General features: G+C 63.5%; 21 protein-coding genes and 1 other RNA gene. 15 read left to right on the plus strand and 7 right to left on the minus strand.

Annotated elements, in window-relative coordinates; translation table 11 throughout:
• Positions 1-48: 48 nt before the first annotated feature.
• Positions 49-960: a LysR family transcriptional regulator gene (locus tag ACP7EG_RS22225; RefSeq protein ID WP_426089322.1), complete on the plus strand. Its 912-nt coding sequence runs from the start codon at positions 49-51 to the stop codon at positions 958-960.
• 79 nt (positions 961-1039) lie between these two features.
• Positions 1040-1870 carry a prolipoprotein diacylglyceryl transferase gene (lgt, locus tag ACP7EG_RS22230; RefSeq protein ID WP_426089323.1) on the plus strand — a complete coding sequence of 277 codons (831 nt, stop codon included), beginning with the start codon at positions 1040-1042 and terminating at the stop codon, positions 1868-1870.
• A gap of 9 nt (positions 1871-1879) precedes the next feature.
• Here the strand turns inward: lgt and ACP7EG_RS22235 are convergent, their stop codons facing one another.
• The 5 genes from ACP7EG_RS22235 to ACP7EG_RS22255 form a co-directional block, all read right to left on the minus strand.
• Complete coding sequence (locus ACP7EG_RS22235) at positions 1880-2344, minus strand: EVE domain-containing protein (protein ID WP_071075738.1); 465 nt, start codon at positions 2342-2344, stop codon at positions 1880-1882.
• Between the two features lie 90 nt (positions 2345-2434).
• Positions 2435-2612, minus strand: a non-coding RNA gene (ssrS, locus tag ACP7EG_RS22240) — 6S RNA.
• A 54-nt stretch (positions 2613-2666) separates the two neighbouring features.
• Positions 2667-2978, minus strand: a complete 312-nt coding sequence (locus tag ACP7EG_RS22245; RefSeq protein ID WP_034747344.1) for a cell division protein ZapA — start codon at positions 2976-2978, stop codon at positions 2667-2669.
• Positions 2978-3241: a DUF904 domain-containing protein gene (locus tag ACP7EG_RS22250; protein WP_426089324.1), complete on the minus strand. Its 264-nt coding sequence runs from the start codon at positions 3239-3241 to the stop codon at positions 2978-2980. The genes ACP7EG_RS22245 and ACP7EG_RS22250 overlap by 1 nt, the downstream gene beginning before the upstream one ends.
• 156 nt (positions 3242-3397) lie before the next feature.
• Positions 3398-4144: a hypothetical protein gene (locus ACP7EG_RS22255; protein ID WP_426089325.1), complete on the minus strand. Its 747-nt coding sequence runs from the start codon at positions 4142-4144 to the stop codon at positions 3398-3400.
• A 534-nt stretch (positions 4145-4678) separates the two neighbouring features.
• On the opposite strand from ACP7EG_RS22255, the gene groES reads away from it, so the two are divergent.
• From groES to ACP7EG_RS22280, 5 genes are all read left to right on the plus strand, one after another.
• Positions 4679-4969, plus strand: a complete 291-nt coding sequence (groES, locus tag ACP7EG_RS22260) for a co-chaperone GroES (protein ID WP_096237606.1) — start codon at positions 4679-4681, stop codon at positions 4967-4969.
• 50 nt (positions 4970-5019) lie between these two features.
• Complete coding sequence (gene groL / locus ACP7EG_RS22265; protein WP_096237607.1) at positions 5020-6660, plus strand: chaperonin GroEL; 1641 nt, start codon at positions 5020-5022, stop codon at positions 6658-6660.
• A 209-nt stretch (positions 6661-6869) separates the two neighbouring features.
• On the plus strand, positions 6870-7379 hold the full coding sequence (locus tag ACP7EG_RS22270) for a hypothetical protein (RefSeq protein WP_426089326.1): 510 nt from the start codon (positions 6870-6872) through the stop codon (positions 7377-7379).
• A 92-nt stretch (positions 7380-7471) separates the two neighbouring features.
• Complete coding sequence (locus ACP7EG_RS22275) at positions 7472-8047, plus strand: GNAT family N-acetyltransferase (protein WP_426089327.1); 576 nt, start codon at positions 7472-7474, stop codon at positions 8045-8047.
• Between the two features lie 82 nt (positions 8048-8129).
• The gene (locus ACP7EG_RS22280; RefSeq protein WP_426089328.1) at positions 8130-9704 is read left to right on the plus strand and encodes an oligopeptide:H+ symporter; all 1575 of its coding nucleotides are present in this window, start codon (positions 8130-8132) and stop codon (positions 9702-9704) included.
• Between the two features lie 51 nt (positions 9705-9755).
• Here ACP7EG_RS22280 and ACP7EG_RS22285 read toward each other — a convergent pair whose 3' ends face one another.
• Positions 9756-11387: an alpha-D-glucose phosphate-specific phosphoglucomutase gene (locus tag ACP7EG_RS22285; protein WP_426089329.1), complete on the minus strand. Its 1632-nt coding sequence runs from the start codon at positions 11385-11387 to the stop codon at positions 9756-9758.
• 317 nt (positions 11388-11704) lie between these two features.
• Here ACP7EG_RS22285 and ACP7EG_RS22290 point away from each other — a divergent pair, with 317 nt between their 5' ends.
• The 8 genes from ACP7EG_RS22290 to ACP7EG_RS22325 all read left to right on the plus strand — a co-directional run bounded on the left by ACP7EG_RS22290 (position 11705) and on the right by ACP7EG_RS22325 (position 21128).
• A complete protein-coding gene (locus ACP7EG_RS22290) occupies positions 11705-13966 on the plus strand; it encodes a TonB-dependent siderophore receptor (RefSeq protein ID WP_426089330.1) in 2262 nt (753 codons plus the stop codon).
• 71 nt (positions 13967-14037) lie between these two features.
• Positions 14038-14784, plus strand: a complete 747-nt coding sequence (locus ACP7EG_RS22295) for a DUF4198 domain-containing protein (protein WP_426089331.1) — start codon at positions 14038-14040, stop codon at positions 14782-14784.
• A gap of 2 nt (positions 14785-14786) precedes the next feature.
• Positions 14787-15122 (plus strand): DUF3649 domain-containing protein, encoded by a 336-nt coding sequence (locus ACP7EG_RS22300; RefSeq protein ID WP_096237615.1) that lies wholly within the window; start codon positions 14787-14789, stop codon positions 15120-15122.
• Positions 15119-16741 (plus strand): PepSY-associated TM helix domain-containing protein, encoded by a 1623-nt coding sequence (locus ACP7EG_RS22305; RefSeq protein WP_426089332.1) that lies wholly within the window; start codon positions 15119-15121, stop codon positions 16739-16741. Before ACP7EG_RS22300 ends, ACP7EG_RS22305 begins: the two co-directional genes overlap by 4 nt.
• Positions 16741-17094 carry a DUF3325 domain-containing protein gene (locus ACP7EG_RS22310; RefSeq protein ID WP_426089488.1) on the plus strand — a complete coding sequence of 118 codons (354 nt, stop codon included), beginning with the start codon at positions 16741-16743 and terminating at the stop codon, positions 17092-17094. The genes ACP7EG_RS22305 and ACP7EG_RS22310 overlap by 1 nt, the downstream gene beginning before the upstream one ends.
• Before the next feature lie 11 nt (positions 17095-17105).
• Positions 17106-17648, plus strand: a complete 543-nt coding sequence (locus ACP7EG_RS22315) for a sigma-70 family RNA polymerase sigma factor (protein WP_426089333.1) — start codon at positions 17106-17108, stop codon at positions 17646-17648.
• Complete coding sequence (locus ACP7EG_RS22320) at positions 17645-18598, plus strand: FecR domain-containing protein (protein ID WP_426089334.1); 954 nt, start codon at positions 17645-17647, stop codon at positions 18596-18598. Before ACP7EG_RS22315 ends, ACP7EG_RS22320 begins: the two co-directional genes overlap by 4 nt.
• A 79-nt stretch (positions 18599-18677) precedes the next feature.
• Entirely contained in the window at positions 18678-21128 is a 2451-nt protein-coding gene (locus ACP7EG_RS22325; RefSeq protein ID WP_426089335.1) for a TonB-dependent siderophore receptor, read from the plus strand.
• Here the strand turns inward: ACP7EG_RS22325 and ACP7EG_RS22330 are convergent.
• The gene (locus tag ACP7EG_RS22330; RefSeq protein WP_426089336.1) at positions 21119-22933 is read right to left on the minus strand and encodes a putative bifunctional diguanylate cyclase/phosphodiesterase; all 1815 of its coding nucleotides are present in this window, start codon (positions 22931-22933) and stop codon (positions 21119-21121) included. The two genes, ACP7EG_RS22325 and ACP7EG_RS22330, sit on opposite strands and share 10 nt — an antisense overlap.
• Positions 22934-23073 lie beyond the last annotated feature (140 nt).

The raw sequence follows: 23073 nt of genomic DNA on the forward strand, positions 1-23073 counted from the left end.
TGTGAGTCGTTTTGCATATCACAGCAATCAATCCGCATGGAAACACATATGAATCTCGAACTGCGCCAGCTGCGCTACTTTGTCACCGTTGCCGAGGAATTGCACTTCGGCCGCGCCGCCGCGCGCCTGCACATGACGCAGCCGCCCCTGTCGCAAACCATCATGGCGCTGGAAGATCTGCTGGGCGCGCCCCTGTTCGTGCGCACCCGGCGCGAGGTGCAGCTGACGCCGGCCGGCACGGCCCTGCTGCCCGAGGCGCGCCGATTGCTGGCGCAGGCGCTCGATTTGCCCGCGCTGGTACGGCGGGCCGCGCAGGGCGAGGCGGGGCGTCTGAGCCTGGCTTTCGTTTCCTCGGCCGACTACAGCGTGCTGCCACCGCTGCTGCGCGCTTATCAGAGCGCCTATCCGCAGGTGCAGATCGCGCTGCAGGAAGCCACCTCCGATTTGCAGCTCGATGAATTGCTTGCCGGACGCACGGATGCGGGCCTGTTGATCCCGCCCCTGCCCGAAAAGGCGAAAGGGGACCTCGATTACCTGCCCGTACTGGCCGAGCCGCTGGTGCTGGCCGCGCCGTCCGGCCTCGACATATTGACTAAGCCCGGCCCCGTGCGCCTGCGCGACTTGCCGCCCCTGCCTTTGATCATTTTCCCGCGCGCGATATCGCCCGCCCTGCACGACGCCATCCTCGGCGTGTTCCGCGCGGCCGGCATCACGCCGCAGATCGGCCAGGAAGCGATCCAGATGCAAACCATCGTCAGCCTCGTCTCGGCTGGCATGGGCATCGCGCTTGTGCCACAATCGGTATCGAATCTGATGCGCCCGGGCGTAGAATACAGGCCGCTGCAGGACGCCACGCCGCTGGTGGAAACGGGCCTGGCCTGGCGCCGCGACAATCCGTCCGCCGTGCTGCAGGGTTTCCTGGCGCTGCTGCGCAAGCAGATCAGCGCGACCGCCGATTAAATTAAGTGGCCGCTAAGGCAAAAAACCGCAAGCGCCCCCATACTACGCAACCTTGGCTTTAAACAAAGAAAGAAACCCCATGCTGATACACCCGATGCCCGACCCGATAGCCATACAAATCGGCCCGCTCGCCGTGCACTGGTACGGCCTGATGTATGTGCTGGCCTTTGCCCTGTTCATTATCCTGGGCCGAGTGCGCATCAAGCAGCCGCATATCGCCGTGCTGGGCTGGAAGAAGGAAGACCTCGATGACATGCTGTTCTACGGCATGCTGGGCGTGGTGATCGGCGGGCGCCTGGGCGAAGTGCTGTTCTACCGCCCCGAATACTTCATGCACAATCCGCTCGAGATCTTCATGGTCTGGCATGGCGGCATGTCCTTCCATGGCGGCTTCCTGGGCGTCATCCTGGCCATGTATCTGTGGAGCCGCAAGGCGGGCCGCAATCTGTTCGACGTGCTCGACTTCATCGCCCCACTGGTGCCGCTCGGTTATGCCGCCGGCCGCCTGGGCAACTTCATCAATGCCGAACTGCCGGGCCGCATCGCCCCGGAAACCCTGCCGTGGGCCATGCAGTGGCCAGGCATTCCGTATCCCGTGCACCCGTCGCCCCTCTACCAGATGCTGGTCGACGGCATCTTGGTATTCATCATCCTGTGGCTGTATGCGCGCAAGCAGCGTCCGCGCATGGCCGTGGGCGCCATGTTCACCCTGCTGTACGGCTGCGCGCGTTTCTTCACGGAATACTTCCGCACGCCGGACTGGGAAGTCGTCTGGCTGGGCGTACCGATCACATCGGGCCAGATGCTGTCGCTGCCGATGATCGTCGGTGCCATCGCGCTGCTGGTGTGGGCGTATAAAAGCCAGGTGATGGGCACCCCGCCCACCAAGGCCCGCGTAGCGGACGCCTGACCGGCCGCCCTACGCCTTCAACCTGCTTGTAATCACTTTCCATTGCGCCGGCGTCACGGGCGTGATGGACAGGCGGCTGCCCTTCTTCAACAGCAGCATGTCTTCCAGCTCCGGCATCTGGCGCATCTCGGACAGGGGCAGCAGCGCCGTCTTCTTTACGCCCCGCACGTCGACGCTGATCCAGCGCGGCTGTTCAGGCGTCGCCTTCGGATCGAAATACTTGCCGCCCTCTTCAAACTGGCTGTGATCGGGATACGCGCCGCTGGCCACTTCGGCCACGCCCGCCACGCCCGGCTGCGGGCAGCTGGAATGATAAAACAACACGCCATCGCCCGGCCGCATGCCATCGCGCATGAAGTTGCGCGCCTGGTAGTTGCGCACGCCAAACCAGGGCATGGTGTGCTGCGGCGCTGCCATCAGGTCGTCGATGCTTACTTCATCGGGTTCGGATTTCATCAGCCAATATTGTTTCATCTAGACTCCGTGTGAAAGCGACAGACGTAAAAAAACGGTTGCGCATGATGCGGCAACCGTTTTCAGTTGTACTTACAAATGCAATGCAAATTAGGCCCCGCCTGTGCCGCTATGCCGGCATCCCGAACCAAACGGTTCAAGGTGGTCACGTTAGTTCAATTTCGGGTTCGTCGAACGAGCGACGCTCACTCCCATCAAACAAAATTCGCAACCGATGCGCATAAATGGTTCAAGGAATATATGGCAATCGCGAACACCGCAGGGTAGACCCAAGTTTACTCCTTTGGTCGCGCATCGCAAAGACAAATCGTACCGTGTCCGCTTAAAAAAGATTTTCCTGGGGCGTCAATGCGCTGTCCAATACCGTGTGCATGGCCGAGATTTTCTGCTTCACTTCGAGTATCGTCAGCTCCGACAGCGGACCTTGCGGCGACTTCACGGAGAGGAATTCGGCGGCCACGCCCAAGGCGGCCAGCACGGCGATGCGGTCATTGCCCTTGACCTTGCCCGCGTCGCGGATGGCTTTCATTTTACTATCGAGATAGATTGCCGCTTCGCGCAGTGCGCGCTCTTCACCGTCGCGGCACACCATGCTGTAGGACTGGCCCATGATATTGACATCGACACGCGGCATTACGCTTCCTTCTCGTTCTCGGCAATATAGGCTCCCGCTTCCGAAGCGGCTTGCTCCAGGCCGGCTTGCACCAGTTCGGGAATTTTTTCCAGCAACGCTTCCACCCGCTCCTGCGCCTCGCGCATGCGCTGCACATACAGGGCGTTCTCGGCGGCCAGCGCGGCATTGGCCTTGCGCAATTGCGCGTTTTCACGGCGCAGCGCATGGGTCATTTCGGCCAGCAGGCCTATCTTGTCGGATAATTCGTTGAATTCGGAAATCATCCCGCCACTATAGGGCGGACGCTCCATGGGCGTCAATCGAATCACGCCGCTGTCACACATATTTACATCAATGCAGGGCAGTTGGCGGACAATACACACTTTTTCCGGCGCTTTTCGCCAAGTGCGCGCATCTGCCAGCGCCGCGATGGCAGCATTTTACTCGTCGACGTAATCGGCTTCGATATCGAGTCCGCCATAACGATTTTCGCAAGAGCGGCGCACCAGCGTCTGCTGTCCGCCCTTGCCGTCAAGCACCATCGTCAAGTCGCGGCAAGTACGGCGGTAGCTGCCAGGTTTGGCGTCCGTCCCCGAGGGCGTCAGGCGCACTGCCAGCGGCGCCGCATTGCCCAGGCCCTTGTTGCTCCACTGGCGCGTCTTGCCATCCTCTTCATCTTTCAAGGTGCGCACGGCGGCCGTCAGCAAGGCTTGTTGTTCCTTGGCATTAAGCTTGGCGATGGTGACGTCGGACAGGAACGGCGGATACACGACGGGCGCCGGGTCCTTGCCCTGCACATCCCAGTTGCCGCTGTTCTGCGAACAGGTGCGGCGGCTCAGGTCTTGCGACTTGCCGCCCGCCGTGACGACGAATTTCAGGTCGCGGCAGACGTGCGCCTTCAGACTGTGCTCCGTCATGCCGGAGTTGCTGAAGTTATACGTGACTTTCACCAGCACGCCACTGTCGCCGCCGTTGTCCCATACGTGCGCTTCCTGGTCGTCGTCATCCTTGTTGAGGTCGTTGAACAAGTCGCCCAGCAACATTTTCTTTTCCAGCGGTGTCAGGGTCGCCACGCTGATCTCGTCGACGATGGTGGGCGTGTGCGCGGCGGCATTGCCCAGGCAGGCGAGGCCGATGACGGTAGCGCCCAGCAGGCGCAGCACGGGACGGGAAACAGGAAATGGCATGGCGTTCTTTCTGGAGCAAGTGGCGATATGTGGCGATATTGATATGCAATTGCAATCATCTTATCAAATTTCATAGTAAAACTCTGTTTCCTGCGCGTACAGGAACGCCCCCCATCCGGGCGGCATGCTAGAGTCGCTGCTGTTGCTGACGCCCGGGAACGCGGCTTGTGCTGGCGCAAACCCTGTGTAGATGCAGGCTCTGCTCAGCATCTATCTATATGTTCCTCTTGAATAAGCCCTTGAAGTTGCCCCATACCGTCCCTATAATTAGCACTCGTTAGTAGAGAGTGCTAACAAACTCTTTCGTAGCAATCCTCAGGACTGATGGTGCTTGCCAGACCACTGCAGGGAACGCTACGCGGCGGGCGACGCCGCGATGCACCACTGCCGGATACAGGCAAGGACAAGATGACATGGGGTTTGCTTGACCGTTGCGGGCTGCTTTCAACGGCGGTCACTGAAAGCAGGTCTGGCGCTGTGCCGGACATGTATTCATTTAGCAACACTTATCCATTGAACTTTAAGGAGTTTTGTATGAATCTGCGCCCATTGAACGATCGCGTCATCGTCAAACGCCTCGACCAGGAAACCAAAACTGCGTCCGGCCTCATCATTCCTGATGCAGCTGCTGAAAAACCGGATCAAGGCGAAGTCCTTGCCGTAGGCAATGGCAAGATTCTCGACGACGGCAAAGTCCGTCCTCTGGATGTCAAAGTGGGCGACCGCGTCCTGTTCGGCAAGTACGCCGGCCAAACCGTCAAAGTTGACGGCGATGAGCTGATGGTCATGCGCGAAGAAGACATCATGGCGATCGTCGTCAAGTAATTGTTTCCACGTTGTAGACAGACACATCCCGAAACTCAGGAGAATTGAACATGGCAGCTAAAGAAGTAATATTCGGCGACGCAGCGCGCGCCAAGATGGTCGAAGGCGTCAACATCCTCGCCAATGCAGTCAAAGTAACGCTGGGCCCGAAAGGCCGCAACGTGGTCCTGGAGCGCTCGTTCGGCGCCCCTACCGTCACCAAGGATGGCGTATCGGTAGCGAAAGAAATCGAACTCAAAGACAAGCAAATGAACATGGGTGCTCAGTTGGTCAAGGAAGTTGCTTCCCGCACCAGTGACAACGCCGGCGACGGCACCACCACCGCCACCGTGCTGGCCCAAGCCATCGTACGCGAAGGCATGAAGTTCGTTGCCGCCGGCATGAACCCGATGGACCTGAAGCGCGGTATCGACAAAGCAGTTGCTGCCACCGTCGAAGAACTGGCGAAAATCGCCCGTCCTTGCACCACGACCAAAGAAATCGCCCAAGTTGGCGCGATCTCGGCGAACTCGGACTACTCGATCGGCGAGCGTATCGCTGAAGCGATGGAAAAAGTCGGCAAAGAAGGCGTCATCACCGTGGAAGACGGCAAGTCGCTGAACGACGAGCTGGACATCGTTGAAGGCATGCAATTCGACCGCGGCTACCTGTCGCCTTACTTCATCAACAACCCAGAGAAACAAGTTGCCGTCCTGGACAGCCCATTCGTCCTGCTGTGCGACAAGAAAATCTCGAACATCCGTGACCTGCTGCCGGTACTGGAACAAGTCGCAAAAGCTGGCCGTCCACTGCTGATCATCGCAGAAGACATCGAAGGCGAAGCGCTGGCGACCCTGGTTGTGAACAACATCCGCGGCATCCTGAAAACTTGCGCAGTGAAAGCACCTGGCTTCGGCGACCGCCGCAAAGCCATGCTGGAAGACATCGCTGTCCTGACCGGCGGCCAAGTGATCGCTGAAGAAGTCGGCCTGACCCTGGAAAAAGTGACCCTGGCCGAACTGGGCCAAGCGAAACGCATCGAAGTGGGCAAGGAAAACACCATCGTCATCGATGGCGCCGGCGAAGCTGCCTCGATCGAAGCACGCGTGAAACAAGTGCGTGTACAGATCGAAGAAGCGACCTCGGACTACGACCGTGAAAAACTGCAAGAGCGCGTCGCCAAACTGGCTGGCGGCGTTGCCGTGATCAAGGTTGGCGCTGCCACCGAAGTCGAAATGAAAGAAAAGAAAGCCCGCGTTGAAGATGCGCTGCACGCTACCCGCGCTGCCGTGGAAGAAGGCATCGTGCCAGGCGGCGGCGTAGCCCTGCTGCGCGCACGCGCCAACATCACGGTCAAGGGCGACAATCCTGATCAAGACGCTGGTATCAAGATCGTCCTGCGCGCAATGGAAGAGCCACTGCGCATGATCGTGCAAAACGCTGGCGAAGAAGCTTCGGTCGTCGTGGCAGCCGTACTGGCTGGCACGGGCAACTACGGCTACAACGCTGCCAACGGCACGTATGGCGACATGGTCGAAATGGGCGTCCTGGACCCAGCCAAAGTGACTCGTTCGGCGCTGCAAAACGCCGCTTCGATCGCTTCGCTGATGCTGACAACCGACTGCATGGTCTGCGAAATCGCTGACGACAAAGCAGGCGGCGGCATGGGCGGCGGCATGGGTGGCATGGGCGGCATGGACGGCATGATGTAACCCCGGCATCCCCGTGCGCAGGCGACGGCACGCGGGGATGCCTATGCCGGGACAGGACAGGCAGACCAAAAGCTGCGTGCGCCTGCACGGCAGCCCCGAAAGCCATCTTCTACGGAAGGTGGCTTTTTTTTCGCCTATTCATTTGGCAAGCCCGTTAGCAAGCCCGTTGGCAAGCCCGGCGATTGCCGGCCTGCGCGTTTTGCTTTAGCATGGCCGCCATCGTCCTTCTTTCTCATGCCACCATCATGCCGCCACGCGCCTCTTCTTCCAAAACCACCATCATCGCCGGCATCCTGGCCGGCTTGCTGGCCGCCGGCCTCGGCGCTTTCTACCTGCACCAGCAGTCCGCCCCGCACGACGGCAATGCCCCGGCCGCGAACAGCCAGGCGGCGCAGGAGCAGAACGCACGCGCCGTCGATGCGCTGATGGCTTTGCCGGAAATCAAGGCTTGGTCGGCGCATATCGAAAAGGCTACCGGCGGCCGCGCGCACGGCGCCGTGATGGAAACGTCGCCGGAAACGCGCCTCGTCGATGGCGTCGCCTGCTATCAGCTGAGCTTTTTCGAAAGCACGCCCGACGCGGCCCACCGCTGGGAAAGCTTTGTCGTCACGCCCGACGGCAAGCGCATCCTTGTGGACGATATCGTCAACGGTGACCTGATCAGCCTGGAACAATGGCGCAAGGACAACGCGCCCATGCAGCGCATCGCCACGCAATAACGCCCCAGGCCGGCTGCGGGCGCGATGGCCAGGGACGCTGGCGTTGCAGCGCAAGGTTTACTTTCTGACATCGAAGCCCGATACTCGCCCACATGCCCGCCACCTCTGTCCGCCTCCTTGCACCAGACGACGCCAGCGCCTACCGCGCGCTGCGTCTGGCCGGCATCGCCGAACTGCCCGCCGCCTTCTGCACCACGCACGCAGCGGAAAGCGGCTTGCCGCTGGCACAGATCGCCCAGCGCTTGCGCGCCACCTCGCACCAAATAATATTTGGCGCTTTCAACGAGGAACAATTGATCGCCATTGCCGGCCTGCGCCGCGAACCGATCGCCGTCGTGCATGACAAGGCCAGCCTGTGGGGCGTGTATGTGGCGCCGCAGGCGCGTGGACGCGGCGCGGGACGGCAACTGGTGCAGGTCGCCATCGCGCACGCCTGCGCCATTCCCGAGCTGGGCCGCGTGTGCCTGGCCGTGGCGCAGGACAACCACGCGGCGTTGAGCCTGTACCTGGGTTGCGGTTTTACCCTGGCGGACGGTCCCGCAGCGGAGGGCATGCTGCCACTGCAGCTGTTGCTGCCCCGCCCGGCGCGTGCCAGTGCAAGTGCAAGTGCAAGTGCCGAAAGTAATGTCTTTATGAAAATCAATACCTTACAAATCTCTGCGAAATAGCGGACAGGCCGTTTTTTCTGTTGCAAGCAAACGCGGCAGGCCTTAGCATCGCGGCTTACAAAAAAAACTTGGGGGAGAGCCAATGTCATCGGCCGAGACACAAACCGCCACGGGCAAGATGCCCCGGCAAATACCGTACATCATCGCCAACGAAGGCTGCGAACGCTTCAGCTTTTATGGCATGCGCAACATCCTGACGCCGTTCCTCATCAGCACCTTGCTGCTGATGATCCCGATCGATCAACGCACGGGCGAAGCCAAGCACGTGTTCCACACCTTCGTCATCGGCGTGTATTTCTTCCCGTTGCTGGGCGGCTGGCTGGCCGACCGCTTCTTCGGCAAGTACAACACCATCTTCTGGCTCAGCCTCGTGTATTGCGCCGGCCATGCCTGCCTGGCCCTGTTTGAAAACAGCGTCAACGGCTTTTATTTCGGCCTGTTCCTGATCGCCTTCGGTTCCGGCGGCATCAAGCCCCTTGTCGCCTCGTTTGTCGGCGACCAGTTCGACCAGACCAACAAGCACAAGGCCAAGCTGGTCTTCGACCTGTTCTACTGGATCATTAACTTCGGCTCTTTCTTCGCCTCGCTGCTGATGCCGATGTTCCTGCGCGACTTTGGTCCCTCGATCGCCTTCGGCATCCCCGGCCTGATGATGCTGGCCGCTACCCTCGTCTTCTGGATGGGCGCCAAGAAGTACGTGCACGTGCCGCCTGCGCCGCCGAATCCCGACTCGTTTACCCGCGTCGCCCGCACGGCCCTGCTGGCGCGTGTCGATGGCGGTTCGCGTCCCGGCCTGTATGTGGCCTACGTCGGCGTGATCGGCGCCCTGTATGCGTTCTACAGCATTCCCGAATGGGGCTTCGTGATTGCAGCGTGTACGGCGCTGGTCTTGCTGCTGGCCTTCGGCAGCATCGGCACGGCCATGCAGCTGGAACGCGCACGCGGCATCCATCCGGATGAAGCCGTCGAAGGCGTGCGCGCCGTCTTGCGCATCCTCGTCATCTTCGCCCTCGTCACGCCGTTCTTCTCGCTGTTCGACCAGAAGGCCTCGACCTGGATCGTGCAAGCGAACACCATGGAAAAACCAAGCTGGTTCCTGCCGGCGCAGATGCAGGCGCTGAACCCGATGCTGGTGATGCTGCTGATCCCGTTCAATAACCTGGTGCTGTACCCGATGCTGAACCGCTTCGGCCTGGAAGCGACGGCCCTGCGCCGCATGACGGCCGGTATCGGCTTTTCCTCTCTGGCGTGGATCGTCATTGGCCTCTTGCAGCTGGCCCTCGACAGCGGCAACGCCGTCTCCATCATGTGGCAAATCCTGCCGTACGCCTTGCTGACCTTCGGCGAAGTGCTGGTCTCGGCGACAGGGCTGGAGTTTGCCTACAGCCAGGCGCCCGTCTCCATGAAGGGCGCCATCATGAGCTTCTGGAATCTGTCGACCACGGTAGGCAACCTGTGGGTGCTGATCGTCAACCGCAGCGTCATGAACGAAGGCGTGATCGGCAAGATCGCCGAGAGCGGCATCAGCGTGACGGCCTTCCAGATGTTCTTCTTCGCCGCCTTTGCAGCGGTGGCCATGCTGGCCTTCGGCCTGTATGCACGCAACTACAAGATGGTCGACAACTACCGCCAGGCCGCCGTGCCGGCGAAAGCATGATGCCGGTTTGATCTGCCGCAATCAAGAAGGGCGCCCGAGGGCGCCCTTTTTTTACGTCGTCACTGTGGGCGCGTCGCGCCCCGTGCGCTCGCGGATCTGCGCCAGCTGCTCGGCCACAGCGATCAGTCCCGCCAGCGCCTCCTGGGTCGGGATGCCATGTTGCGCCGGATCGGCCTCATAGCGCTCCAGGTACAGGCGCAGGGTGGCGCCATCGGTGCCCGTGCCGGACAGGCGCAGCACGATGCGCGCGCCATCCGTCATGATGATGCGGATGCCCTGCTGCGTCGCCACGGAGCCGTCGACGGGGTCCGTGTAGCTGAAATCGTCGGCCAGCGCCACCGTGTAGCCATCGAACACCTGGCCCGGCAAGGCGGCCAGCTGGCCGCGCACGGCGTCCATCAACTGCTGCGCACCGGCGCTGTCGATGTCTTCGTAATCGTGGCGCGAGTAGTAATTGCGACCATACGTGGCCCAGTGCGCGCGCACGATGTCTTCCACCGATTGTTTTCTCTCTGCCAGCAGGTTGAGCCAGAACAGCACGGCCCACAGGCCATCCTTTTCGCGCACGTGGTTCGATCCCGTGCCGTAGCTTTCCTCGCCGCACAGGGTGGCCATGCCGGCATCGAGCAGGGTGCCGAAGAATTTCCAGCCCGTCGGCGTCTCGTAGCACGGGATGCCCAGCGCGCTAGCGACCCGGTCGGCCGCTCCCGATGTGGGCATGGAGCGGGCGATGCCCTTCAAGCCGGCGCGATAGCCGGGCGCCACGCTGGCGTTGGCGGCCAAAATCGCCAGGCTGTCCGAGGGCGTCACGTCGAAGCGGCGGCCGACGATCATGTTGCGGTCGCCGTCGCCGTCCGAGGCGGCGCCGAAGTCCGGTGCATCGGCGGCGGCCATGATGGCAATCAATTCCTGCGCGTTGACGGGATTCGGGTCGGGATGGCCGCCGCCAAAGTCTTCCAGGGGTACGCCATTGATGACGCTGCCCTTCGGCGCGCCCAGCATGCCTTCCAGGATGGCCGTCGCATACGGGCCGGAAACGGCGTGCATGCCGTCAAAGCAGATGCGCAAGCCGCCCGCGAACAGGGCGCGGATGGCATCGAAATCGAACAGCTGCTGCATCAGTTCCGCGTAGTCAAGAACGGGATCGATCACTTCGACCGTCATCTGCTCGATACGCGTCAATCCCGGCGCGTCGAGGTCGATGTCGGCCGCGTCGCTGATGCGGTACTCGGTGATGGTTTGCGTGCGCGCAAACATGGCTTCCGTGACCTTTTCTGGCGCCGGTCCGCCATTGGCGATGTTGTACTTGATGCCGAAATCGCCATCGGGGCCACCCGGATTATGGCTGGCCGACAGGATGAGGCCACCACTGGCGCCATGCTTGCGGATGACGCAGCTGACGGCCGGTGTCGACAATATGCCACCCTGCCCCAGCAGCACGCGCGCGTAGCCGTGCGCGGCTGCCATGCGCAGCACCGTCTGGATGGCCGCGCGGTTGTAGTAACGCCCGTCGCCGCCCAGCACCAGCGTCTGGCCATGGCAGTCGCCGAGCGTGTCGAACACGCTTTGCACGAAGTTTTCCAGGTATTGCGGTGCGCTGAAGACCGCCACCTTCTTGCGCAAGCCCGAGGTGCCGGGCCGCTGGCCGGCCATCGGCGCCGTATTGATGATTTGAATAGCCATGTTATCTCCATATTAACTACCAATGTTAACCGATGCTGGCCGCAGGGCAAAGCGTTGTACGCCTGCCACGGTGCGGTAAACCGCTTAAGCTGGCTGCAGCAATGCTACACCTCACTCTTGCATGTCTCGCAACCCCACACTATAATAAGAATAGTTCTCATTCACATTTACGACTCCCACCGGAGCCTGCACACAGTCGCCTGACTGATGCGCGGCTGGATGACAGACTGCGCCAGCCAGGCACCACCGCCAAGCAAGCCTCCCATACCAACAACGCCAGCCGCTCGACGGTGGGCACACGAGAAGAAGGATGTTTCATGGCGCGAGCACGTTCGCTGGCCGGTATCGCTACCGGCCCGTTTTCCCCACCGGTTCCCCACGTTGCCCTGCGCCCGCTGGCCATCGCCGTACATTCCGCATTGCTGACGGCAGCGCTGGGCGCCGGCGCGGCCCTGGCTGCCGAGGCGCCGGCCAAGCCCGATGAAGCCACCTTGAGCGAGATCAAGGTAGTGGGCCAGCAAGACAAGGCATCGACCGAGCATACGGGTTCCTACACGACAAAGCAGATGGCCACGGCCACGCGCATGGGCCTGTCGATCCGCGAAACGCCGCAATCGATCTCGGTGGTGACGCGCCAGCGCATGGACGACATGGGCTTGAACAGCCTGGCCGAGGTGCTGGTGCAGTCGACGGGCGTGACGGTGCAGGAAAACGACAGCGAACGCACGAACTTTTCGGCGCGCGGCTTTTCCATCGGCAATTACCAGATCGATGGCGTGGCCGTCAATTCGGGCTCCAATGCGCTGTTCGACACGGCCATCTACGACCGCATCGAAATCGTGCGCGGCGCCACGGGCCTGGTCAGCGGCAATGGCGACCCGTCGGCCACCATCAACATGCTGCACAAGCGTCCCGGCAAGGAGTTCGCCGCCTCGGCCGGCCTGACGCTGGGTTCCTGGAGCAAAGTCCGCCTGGAAGGCGACATCAGTGCGCCGCTCAATGCCGATGGCAGCATCCGCGGGCGCGTCGTCGTGGCCGGCCAGAACCGCCATTCCTATATGGACCTGTACAAGGAACGCAAGCTGGTGGGCGCCGTCATCGTCGAGGCGGACCTGACGCCTGCAACGTTGCTGACGGCCGGTATCGACTACCAGAAAAATACGCCGAAGGGCACGAGCTGGGGCACCACGCCCCTGTTCTTCTCTGATGGCACGCCGGCCAACATGCCGCGCTCGTTCAACATGGCGGCCAAGTGGAGCAGTTGGGAGCGCGAGTTCCAGAACAGCTATGTCTATCTCGAACACCGCTTCGCCAACGACTGGAAGATCAAGGCCGCCTACGGGCGCCTGGACAGCTCCTCGAACGGCAAGCTGTTTTACGGCGGCAGCGGCTATCCGAAACGCGATGGCAGCGGCCTGGAAGTCTGGAGCGGCGCCTTCCCCTACGATGAAAAGCAGGACAACTTCGACCTGGCGGCCAACGGCACCTTCCCCCTGTTCGGCCGCCAGCACGACCTGGTGCTGGGCGTGAACGGCTGGAAGCGCGTCGGCACGACGAATGAAACCTTGCTGCCCGATCCGCTGCCATTTGCCACCACCATCCCCGACTTCCGCAACTGGACGGGCGATGTGCCTGAACCCAGCCTGACGCGCACGGGTGCGCGCGACGTCGCCACCACCAAACAGTCGGGTGCCTTCATCGCCACGCGCATCAATGTCACGGACAGCTTCAAGGTGCTGGCCGGCGCGCGCGTCTCCAGGTGGGAAACCTACAACGACCGCTACGACACCAAGGGCCGTTTTGAAAAGCGCAGCTCGGCCTACAAGACGGACGATGTCGTCACGCCCTACGCGGGCATGGTGCTCGATGTGAGCAAGAGCACTTCGCTGTACGCCAGCTATACGGACCTGTTCAAGCCGCAAAACCTGAAGGACAAGAACAACGCTTTCCTCGACCCGATCACGGGCAGCAACGTGGAAGCGGGCGTGAAGAGCGAATTCTTCGACGGCGCCGTGAACGCCTCGTTCGCCGTGTATGAAGCCAAGCAGGACAACCTGGGCGAGGAAGACAGATCGGTGCCGCTGACCTTTGTGCTGCCGGACGGCAGCCGTCCCTATATCTCGACGGGCAAGGGCACGAAAAGCCGCGGCTACGAGGCGGAAGTGTCGGGCAGTCCCTTGAGTGGCTGGCAGCTGTTCGCCGGCTACACGCACAGCAAATCCAAGACGGGCAAGGGCGTGGTGACCAACACCATCCAGCCGACCAACATGCTGCGCGTCTCGACCACCTACCGCCTGCCGGGCGAGCTGCAAAATCTCACCATCGGCGGCGGCTTGAACTGGCAGAACGAAATCTGGACGATGGCCACCCTGCCGAACAAAAGCAAAATCCGGGTCAGCCAGGGCAGCTACGTGCTGGCCAACCTGATGGCGCGCTACCAGATCAGCCCGAAACTCTCGGCCAGCCTGAATGTCAACAACCTGTTCGACAAGACGTATTTCCGCCGTGTGGGTTTCTATAACGGCGGCTATTACGGCGAACCGCGCAACGTGGCGCTGAACTTGCGCTACCAGTACTGATGCATCGCAGGCCGCAGTCCCCCGGGAACGCGGCCGATTTTCCATTCACATAAAAAGATAAGGGATACACCATGCACATCGATTCCATCGCGCGCCTCGGCGTCCTCGCCACCGCCCTGCTGGGCGCAGCCCTCGCTTCCGGCTCGGCCAGCGCGCACCAGATCTGGCTGCAGCAGGACGGCAAAGCAGCCAGCGTGTATTTCGGCGAGTTCGGCGACAACCTGCGCGAAGCGTCGCCCGGCCTGCTGGACAAGTTCAGCATCAAGAACGTGACATGGATCTCGGCCAAGGGCGCGCAGCCGCTGCAGGCAAGCAAGACGGCCGGCGCGTTCATCCTGAATGGCAAGGTGGGCGCCGGCGAAAGTATCATCGTCGAGGAAGACAATTACCCGTCATGGGAAGAGAAGAAGGATGGCAAGGCCACGCGCACCGTGTGGATTCCCGCCGCGCGCCTGATCGCCGACAGCAAGACGCAAACGCCCGCGCTGACCCTGGACCTGGTGCCAACCGGCAAACCGGGCCAGTTCCAGGTCAGCTACCAGGGCAAGCCGCTGGCGCAAGCCAAGGTCAGCGCCGTGGTGCAATCGGGCTGGGGCAAGGAAGCGTGGAGCGATGCGCAAGGCCTGGTCAGCTTCCCGCTGCCATGGAAGGGCACCTATGTACTGGAAGTGCAGCACACGGACAAGACGGCCGGCCAGCGCGGCACACAAGCCTATGACAAGGCCATGTTCGTGACCACCCTGAGCCTGCTGCAGCCGCAAGGCGTGACGCCACTGCCGGCCGGCCCGGCCCTGCCACCGAGCAAGGATCACGACTGACCATGCAAGCGCCAGCCATCATTAAAATGCCGCGCCTGCGGCTCTCCGCCGGCGCCGTCTACCGCCTCGGCGTGGCGTCGCGCAGCGTGGCCGCCATCGTTGGCGGCTACGTGCTGGCAGCGCTGGTCACCATGCTGCTGTCGGTCAGCCTGCCCATGGCCCGTTCCGAAGCCGTCATGACGGCCACCTTGCTGTCGTTTGCCATCTACACCTGCGCCGTGATGTGGGTCTTCGCCACGCGCAGCGCCCTGCGCGCCTGGCTGGGTCTGCTGATTCCCGCCGCCGTCATCGCCGCCATCCTGCAGTCGATGGACGCACTATCCTGGAGTCTCGCATGAAAGAAGGTTTCCGCCAGTCGATGGCATGGCTGCACACCTGGTCCGGCCTGCTCGTCTGCTGGATTTTGCTGCTGGTGTTTTGCGCCGGCACGGCCAGCTACTACCGCAATGAAATCACCCTGTGGATGCAGCCCGAATTGCACGGCGCCGCCGCCAGCCAGGTAAGCACCGAGGAAGCGGCCAAGGTCGCGCAAAAAGCGATGCAGGAGCGCGCCACGGGCGCCACGCGCTGGTTCATCAGCCTGCCCGGCGAGCGCAATCCCTCCACGCAGCTGGGCTGGAGCAAGCCATCGCAACCCGGCGAAAAGAAACGCGGACGGCGCGGCAATTTTCACAGCGAAAAAGCCGACCCGGCCACGGGCGAGGTGCTATCGAAGCCGCGCGAGACGCGCGGCGGCGAATTCCTCTATCGCCTGCATTTCGACCTGCACTACATGTCGGCCATCTGGGGCCGCTGGATCGTGGGTTTCTGCGCCATGTTCATGTTCGTCTCCATCATCAGCGGCATCGTCACGCACAAGCGCATCTTCAAGGACCTGTTTACCTTCCGTCCGAAAAAGGGCCAGCGCTCGTGGCTCGACGCGCACAACGTGACGGCCGTGCTGGCACTGCCCTACCACATCATGATCACCTACACGGGCCTGGTCACCCTGATGTTCCTGTACATGCCGTCCGGCGCCACGGCCGCCTACAAGGGCGACCAGGACGCCTTCTTCGCGGAGGCGTTCCCCGGCCGCTCGGGCGACAGCAAGCCGGCCGGCGTAGCCGCGCCGCTGACACCGCTGGCACCGCTCGTGCGCCAGGCGGAACAGCACTGGGGCGGCAAGGTCGAACGCATCTCCGTGAATCACCCGGGCGACGCCAACGCCACCATTTCGCTGACGCGCGCCGGCGGACGCGACATGTCGTCGAAGCAGCCGTCGATGGAATTCGATGGCGTCACCGGCAAGCTTCTGTCGAACGATGGCGACGCGCAGCCCGGCGCCGCCGCCACGCAAGGCGTCATGGTCGGACTGCACGTCGCGCATTTCGGCGGGCCGCTGCTGCGCGCGCTGTTCTTCCTCTCCGGCCTGGCCGGCTGCGCCATGGTCGCCACGGGCGCCCTGCTGTGGGCCGTCAAGACGCGCCAGAAGCAAGCCAAGGCGCTGGCTGCCGGCAAGCGCGCCAGCTTCGGCCTGCGCCTGGTGGAAGCGCTCAACATCGGCGCCATCGCCGGCATCCCGATCGCCTTCGGCGCCTACTTCTGGGCCAACCGCCTGCTGCCGGTGGCGATGGAAGAGCGCTCGAAGGAAGAAATCGCCTGCTTCTTCGGCGCCTGGGCCCTGGCCGCCATCATCGCCCAGCTGCGCCCCTCGCGCGCGATGTGGCGCATGCAACTGGCCGTGGGCGCCTTCCTGCTGGCGTCTCTGCCCGTGCTGAACGTCTTCACGACCAATTCGCACCTGGGCGTGACCCTGTTCCTGGGCCGCGGCCCCGTGGCGGTGGCCGCCTTCGACCTGGTGGTGCTGGCGCTGGGCCTGGGTCTCGCGTATGCGGCGTTCAAGTTAAAACCGCTGCCCGTGAAGGCGGCCAAAACCACACACGCCGCCAAGCCGGCAACGACGATGGAGACCGCGTGATGGAGCTGATAGCCAATTTCCTCGTCTTTGCCCTGTGCTATGCGGGCCTGTCGTCACTGTGCCTGGCCATGGACCGCCACTACGCCGACCTGCATGGGCGCGGCACCGAGCCAGCCGCACCACTGCGCCGCCGGCTGCAGTGGTCCGGCTGGCTGGCGCTGGCGGCCGCCCTGGCCTGGGCCATGCACATCGCCGGCGGCGGCTATGGCCTGGTCTACTGGGTCGGCAGCCTGACGGGCTGCGGCTTGCTGCTGATCTGGCTGCTGCCCTATGCGCCGCACCAGGCCATGCGCCTGGCGCGCATCATCGGCGGCGCGGCCGTGCTGGCCGTTATTGCGCTGGCAGTGCTGTAACCATCATGGCCATGCCGGACAGTCCGTTTGCGCCCTCGCTCCTGCTGCCCACGCAGCTGGAAAGCCATTACCGCGCACACCACGGCTGGCTGGTGCACTGGCTGCAGCGGCGCCTGGGCAATGCTTTTGATGCGGCCGACCTGATGCAGGACACTTTCATCCGCCTGCTAGCCGCTGCCCCCGCACAGCCGCAAACGCCAGCCCTGCGCGCGCCGAAAGCTTACCTGGCCACCGTCGCCAAGCATTTGCTGATCAATCATTTACGGCGCCAGTCGCTGGAACGCGCGTGGGCCGATGCGCTGGCCGCGCAGCCAGAGCAGTACCAGCCCTCCGTCGAGCAGCGCGCGCAAATCCTGCAGGCGCTGCAAGCGGTCGACGCCATGCTCGACGGCCTGAAACCGAAGGTGCGCGCCGTCTTCATCATGGCGCAGATCGAAGGCCATGCGTATGCGGACATCGCCGCGCAACTGGGCATCGGCGAGCGCTCCGTGAAGCGCTACATGGCCGAGGCGCTGACCGAATGCGTGCTGCTGGCACCGGACTTGCCGGCATGAGCGCGGCCACTCCACCATCTCCTCTGCTGTCGCGCAAGGTGGCGCGCCAGGCCGTCGAATGGTTTTTGCTGGAGCAGTCGGGCCAGGCCACACCGGATGATCTGGCGGCATCGGCCGAATGGCGCGCGCGCGACCCGGAACATGCGCGCGCCTGGAACAGGGTGCAGCAGGTGAGCCAGACAGCTAATTTTCTGCCGCCGGAGCTGGCCGTGCCCGTGCTGCGCCGGCCGCAGCGCCGCGTGGCCGTGCAGGTACTGCTGGCGCTGATGGCGGCGCCCGCCGCCTGGCTGCTGGTGCGCCACGAGATGCTGGCCGACTACCGCAGCGGCGTGGGCGAACGGCGTGTAGTATCCTTGCCCGATGGCGGTACCTTGGTGCTCAACACGGACAGCGCCGTCGATGTGGCGTATGGCGCCGATGAACGCCGGCTGACGCTGCGCCGCGGCGAAGTACTGATACAGACGCGCCCCGACCACGCGGGCAGTCGACCCTTCATCGTCGCCACCTGCCATGGCCGCATCCGCGCGCTGGGCACGCGCTTCACCGTGCGCGTCGACAACGACAGCAGCCGCGTGACAGTGCTCGAACACGCGGTGGAAATCACGCCGCGCGCGCCCTCGGCCACCGTGCGCATGCTCATGGCGGGACAGCAAAACCGATTCGACGCCAGCCACGCCGGCCTGCCCGCGCCGGCGCCGCCGCAAGCCGATGCGTGGGTGCACGGCATGCTGGCGGCGCAGGACATGCGCCTCGATGCCTTCGCCTTGGAGCTGTCACGCTACCGCCCCGGCCTGCTGCGCGTGGAACCGCAAGTGGCGGGCTTGCGCCTGACGGGCGCCTTCCAGCTCGACGACACGGACGCCGTGCTGGAAAACCTGGCGCGCATGCTGCCCGTCGACGTGCTGTACCGCACCCCGTACTGGGTCACCATCGCGGCCCGCAAAAAATAGTTTATAAAAGTTGGCCCTTTTTTTCGGCATGGCCTGTCCTGTAAGTACGACAACGACACTCCACCAGAAAGGCCAGACCATGCACCCACCTCGTTTGACTCCCCTCGCGCGCGCCGTCGGCAGCGCCGTGTTCCTGCTGTCGCTGGCGCAGGCACCGGCCATGGCGGCAGAACTGCCCACCGCGCCGCCCGCCGCGCAAACGGCCTTCAACGTGCCGGCTGGCGAGCTGTCCGCCGCCATCGCCAGCTTTGCCATCGAGGCCAAAGTGAGCGTGGGCGCGGCGGCCGAACTGCTGCAAGGCGTGCGTACGCCAGGTCTGAACGGCAGCTACACGGTGCCGCAGGCACTGGCCCGTTTGCTGGCCGGCACAGGACTGGAAGCACTGCCCAGCGGGGAACGCAGCTACGTGCTGCGCAAGGCGGGCGCTGCATCGCACGGTGCGCCGATTGCCGCCACCCTGGATGAAGTAGCCGTCAGCTCCAGCGCCCTGCGCGATGGCACCACGGAAGGCAAGCGCGGCTACGCGGGGCTGACCAGCGCCACGCGTCTGAACCTGTCGCTGCGCGAAACGCCGCAAGCCGTCAGCGTCATCACGCGCCAGCAGATTGAAGACCAGGGCTTGCGCACCTTGCAGGACGTGCTGGTCCAGGCGCCCGGCATCACGGTCGACCATTCGTCGAGCACGCGCGAATACGACCAGGTGTTTTCAAGGGGATTTGAAGTGACGTCGTACATGTTCGACGGCATCCCGACCAGCAAGAACCTGGAAGCGCGCACCTACGACATGGCTATCTACGACAGGGTCGAAATCATCCGCGGCGCGACGGGCCTGATCAGCGGCACGGGCAGCCCGTCGGCGGCCGTCAACCTGGTGCGCAAGCGCCCGGGCCGCAGCTTTGCCGCCACGGCCGGCGCGCAACTGGGATCATGGGACCGCTACCGCATCGAAGGCGATGTCTCGACGCCCTTGACGGCGGATGGCAAGGTGCGCGCGCGCCTCGTCGCCGCGCATGAAGACCAGCGCTCGTTCATCGACCGCTACCGCCAGAAAAAGGACGTGCTGTACGCCATCGTCGAAGCGGACCTGACGCCATCGACGGTGCTCAGCGCCGGCATCAACTACCAGAAGGAAAAGCTGAAAGGCGCAGGTCGCGACTTCCCCATGTTTTATGCCGACGGCTCGCAGACGCGCTTCCCCCGCTCGATGAACGGCACGGCCGCGTGGAGCACGTACGAGCGCGAACAGAGCATGCTGTTCGCGACGCTCGACCACTATTTCGAGAACGACTGGATCGCCAAGCTGGCCGTGAGCCGCAGCAGCAACCAGTACGACGCCTTGCAGGGCTTTTCCGGCAATGGCTACCCTGAGCGCGTGACGGGCGGCGGCATGCGGCTGTGGCTGGCCAACTGGCACAGCAAGCCGCAACAGACCTCGCTCGACGCCTATGTCAGCGGCCCGTTCCAGGCCTTCGGCCGCCAGCATGAACTGGTGCTGGGCGTGAGCGCCTCGGAACTCAAGACGAACAGCCCCATCTATCCGGGCTGGCGCCTCGATGGCTATGACTACACGGTGCCGGATATCCACGCCTGGAATGGCGCCATGCCGGTGCCCGACTACAGCGGCACGCGCCTGGGCAGTTCGTACGACAAGGAACGCGAAAGCGGCCTGTATTCGACCCTGCGCCTGCGCCCGACGGATGCGCTGTCGGTGATTATTGGCGCGCGCCTGTCGTACTGGAAGCGCGACATCCGCAGCGACTATGTCAATGACGCGGACCTGTACGATGCGATGCGCGAAAACGGCAAGATCACGCCGTATGCGGGCCTCGTCTACGACCTGGGCCGGCACTGGTCGGCCTACGCCAGCTACACCAGCATCTTCACGCCGCAAAGCCAACGCGACGTCAACAGCCGCTTCCTGGCGCCGCTGGAAGGCAAGAACTATGAAGTGGGCGCGAAGGGCGAATTCTTCGGCGGCAAGCTCACCACCAGCGCAGCCGTCTTCCAGCTGAAGCAGGAAAACCTGGCAGAAGCCGATCCGGGCAATGTCTGGATCATCGGCACGGGCGGCGGTTCCTACGCCTATCACACGGTCAAGGGCGCCACCACGCGCGGCGTCGAAGCGGAAGTCTCGGGCCAGCTGCGCCCCGACTGGCAACTGACGGCCAGCTATGCCTACAGCCGCATCCGCAATGCCGCCGGCGCACGCATCCAGACCAACCAGCCGCAAGCCATGGCCAAGCTGTGGACCACCTGGCGCCTGGCGCAGGGTGTGCCTGGCCTGGTGCTGGGCGGCGGCGTGAACTGGCAGAGCGATATCTACATGGATGACCGCGGGCCGAATGGCGAACGCTTCACGCAAAAGGCGTATGCGGTGGCGGGACTGATGGCGCAGTATCAGGTCAGTGCGCAGCTGGTGGCGACCCTGAACGTCAATAACGTCTTCGACAAGAAGTACTATTCGACGGGCATGGGCGGCTACTACGGCGATCCGCGCAACGCCATGCTGTCGCTGCGCTATCAGTTCTGAATGACTTCACTACTTTTGAGCAGCACCTCGATGCCCTCGGGTGCCATGGCGCGGCCCAGGTAGTAGCCGAACGCCTCGTCGCAGCCCATCTCGGCGAGCAGTTCCAGCTGCGCGCCGCTTTCCACGCCGCCGGCGATGCTGCGCAGCCCGAGCGTGCGCGCCATCGCCACGATGGCGCGCACCATGGCGCCGTCGCCACCGGGCTTGCCCAGGTCGTCGACGAAACACTTTTCGATCTTCACGGCATCCGTGGGAAAGCGTTTCAGGTAATTGAGCGACGCGTCGCCCGTGCCGAAATCGCTGATGGCTATTGCCATGCCCAGCTGGCGGAACTGGCGCAGTATCAGTTCGCAATTCTGGTTGCGGTCGATCAGGATGCCGGCGGCGATTTCCAGCTCGATGCAGTGCCCCGGCACGCCGGCCGCCTCCAGCGCGGCGGCGAAATTGCGCGCGATATCGCGCTGGTAGAACTGGCGCGCCGACAGGCTGACGGACACCGTCAGCCTCTGCCCCTGCGCGATCCAGCTGCGCGCCTGTTCCACCGCCGTGGCCAGCACCCAGGCGCCCACCGGCAGGATCAAGGCGCTTTCTTCCAGCACCGGTAAAAAGTCGAGCGGCATCATCAGCCCCAGTTCCGGGTGCTTCCAGCGCAGCAGCGCCTTCACGCCCGTGATCCTGCGCGTCTTCAGGTCCATGCGCGGCTGATAGAACAGGGCGAATTCGTTGCGTTCGAGCGCATGGCGCAGGGCTGTCTCGAGGATGGTGCGCGAATACGACTGCGTCTGCATGCGCGCGGCGTAACGCAAACAAGTGCCCGGCGCGTGGCGCTTGGCCGCGTACATGGCCAGGTCGGCCTTTTCGATCAGCGCATTGACGTCGTCGTCATCGTCCGGGTACAGGGCCACGCCCACGCTGGCCGCCACCGACAGGCTGTATTCGCCGATGACGAAGGGCGCGGCGATGGCGGCGACAATCTTTTCGGCCACTCGCTCGGCATCGTGAGCCGTGCGCAGTTCCGTCAGCAGGATGATGAATTCATCGCCGCCCTGGCGCGCCACCGTATCGACCTTGCGCACGCACTGCTGCACCCGGCGCGCGAACTCCGTCAGCACCTGGTCGCCCACGTCGTGTCCCAGGCTGTCGTTGATGGATTTAAAACGGTCGATATCGACGAACAGCACGGCCAGCAAAGCCTGGTGGCGGCGCGCGTAGGCGATGCCGTGCTCAAAGCGGATCTGGAAATGCAGCCGGTTCGGCAGCCCCGTCAAGCCATCGTGATGGGCGATGAATTCCAGCTGCTGCTCGGCGCGCCGGCGCGCCGAGACATCGTGCAGCAGCAGCACCGCGCCACCTTGCGCCAGCGGCGCGCAGCTGTACTGCACGTCGATGCGCTTGCCATCGAGATGGCGCAGCAGCACGGCGCCGCGCGCCACTTCCAGCACTTCCTGCCGCGCCACGCAGTCGCGCACCTGGCGCGCCGCATCGACAGGCGCGCCGTCGTGGAACAGCGGCAGCAGCTCGGTCACAGGCTGGCCCAGGCCATCGTCGCCCAGCAAGCCACCCATGCTGCTGGCGCGGGGATTCATGTACTGCACCACGCCATCGTGGTCAGTGCCGACGACGGCTGCCGGCAGCGCGTGCAACAGCGCCAGCGCATCCGCCATGCGCTGCGCCTGCGCCGCCTGCAGCACCACGCCCGTCGCATGGCGCATGCGCCACATGCGCGCCGCCTGCCACTGGCAGGCCAGCAGCGCGCTCAGCACTACGGCCAGGGTCAGGCACAGCGCCAGCAGCAGCGCCGTCATGCGTCACCCGGCAGGCGGAAAGTGAAGAACATGGTTTTCCTTTGCAACGCGCGCCATGCGGCCGGGCGCAGATCCATGCGGAAAGGAAATAGTATAAGAATTTCGGCGCGATATTTGCCTGATCGGACGCCGCTTGACTG

It is taken from the genome of Janthinobacterium sp. PSPC1-1 (genome assembly GCF_049897625.1).
Classification (GTDB): domain Bacteria; phylum Pseudomonadota; class Gammaproteobacteria; order Burkholderiales; family Burkholderiaceae_D; genus Janthinobacterium; species Janthinobacterium tructae.

What these genes read in the sequence shown, in the direction of transcription:
- ACP7EG_RS22330 (WP_426089336.1), bottom strand. Translation starts at nt 22,933, where the DNA reads ATGACGGCGCTGCTGCTGGCGCTGTGCCTGACCCTGGCCGTAGTGCTG.
- groES (WP_096237606.1), top strand. Translation starts at nt 4,679, where the DNA reads ATGAATCTGCGCCCATTGAACGATCGCGTCATCGTCAAACGCCTCGAC.
- ACP7EG_RS22325 (WP_426089335.1), top strand. Translation starts at nt 18,678, where the DNA reads ATGCACCCACCTCGTTTGACTCCCCTCGCGCGCGCCGTCGGCAGCGCC.
- ACP7EG_RS22305 (WP_426089332.1), top strand. Translation starts at nt 15,119, where the DNA reads ATGAAAGAAGGTTTCCGCCAGTCGATGGCATGGCTGCACACCTGGTCC.
- ACP7EG_RS22255 (WP_426089325.1), bottom strand. Translation starts at nt 4,144, where the DNA reads ATGCCATTTCCTGTTTCCCGTCCCGTGCTGCGCCTGCTGGGCGCTACC.
- ACP7EG_RS22300 (WP_096237615.1), top strand. Translation starts at nt 14,787, where the DNA reads ATGCAAGCGCCAGCCATCATTAAAATGCCGCGCCTGCGGCTCTCCGCC.
- ACP7EG_RS22225 (WP_426089322.1), top strand. Translation starts at nt 49, where the DNA reads ATGAATCTCGAACTGCGCCAGCTGCGCTACTTTGTCACCGTTGCCGAG.
- ACP7EG_RS22270 (WP_426089326.1), top strand. Translation starts at nt 6,870, where the DNA reads ATGGCCGCCATCGTCCTTCTTTCTCATGCCACCATCATGCCGCCACGC.
- lgt (WP_426089323.1), top strand. Translation starts at nt 1,040, where the DNA reads ATGCTGATACACCCGATGCCCGACCCGATAGCCATACAAATCGGCCCG.
- ACP7EG_RS22320 (WP_426089334.1), top strand. Translation starts at nt 17,645, where the DNA reads ATGAGCGCGGCCACTCCACCATCTCCTCTGCTGTCGCGCAAGGTGGCG.
- groL (WP_096237607.1), top strand. Translation starts at nt 5,020, where the DNA reads ATGGCAGCTAAAGAAGTAATATTCGGCGACGCAGCGCGCGCCAAGATG.
- ACP7EG_RS22290 (WP_426089330.1), top strand. Translation starts at nt 11,705, where the DNA reads ATGGCGCGAGCACGTTCGCTGGCCGGTATCGCTACCGGCCCGTTTTCC.
- ACP7EG_RS22285 (WP_426089329.1), bottom strand. Translation starts at nt 11,387, where the DNA reads ATGGCTATTCAAATCATCAATACGGCGCCGATGGCCGGCCAGCGGCCC.
- ACP7EG_RS22250 (WP_426089324.1), bottom strand. Translation starts at nt 3,241, where the DNA reads ATGATTTCCGAATTCAACGAATTATCCGACAAGATAGGCCTGCTGGCC.
- ACP7EG_RS22275 (WP_426089327.1), top strand. Translation starts at nt 7,472, where the DNA reads ATGCCCGCCACCTCTGTCCGCCTCCTTGCACCAGACGACGCCAGCGCC.
- ACP7EG_RS22245 (WP_034747344.1), bottom strand. Translation starts at nt 2,978, where the DNA reads ATGCCGCGTGTCGATGTCAATATCATGGGCCAGTCCTACAGCATGGTG.
- ACP7EG_RS22295 (WP_426089331.1), top strand. Translation starts at nt 14,038, where the DNA reads ATGCACATCGATTCCATCGCGCGCCTCGGCGTCCTCGCCACCGCCCTG.
- ACP7EG_RS22280 (WP_426089328.1), top strand. Translation starts at nt 8,130, where the DNA reads ATGTCATCGGCCGAGACACAAACCGCCACGGGCAAGATGCCCCGGCAA.
- ACP7EG_RS22235 (WP_071075738.1), bottom strand. Translation starts at nt 2,344, where the DNA reads ATGAAACAATATTGGCTGATGAAATCCGAACCCGATGAAGTAAGCATC.
- ACP7EG_RS22310 (WP_426089488.1), top strand. Translation starts at nt 16,741, where the DNA reads ATGGAGCTGATAGCCAATTTCCTCGTCTTTGCCCTGTGCTATGCGGGC.
- ACP7EG_RS22315 (WP_426089333.1), top strand. Translation starts at nt 17,106, where the DNA reads ATGCCGGACAGTCCGTTTGCGCCCTCGCTCCTGCTGCCCACGCAGCTG.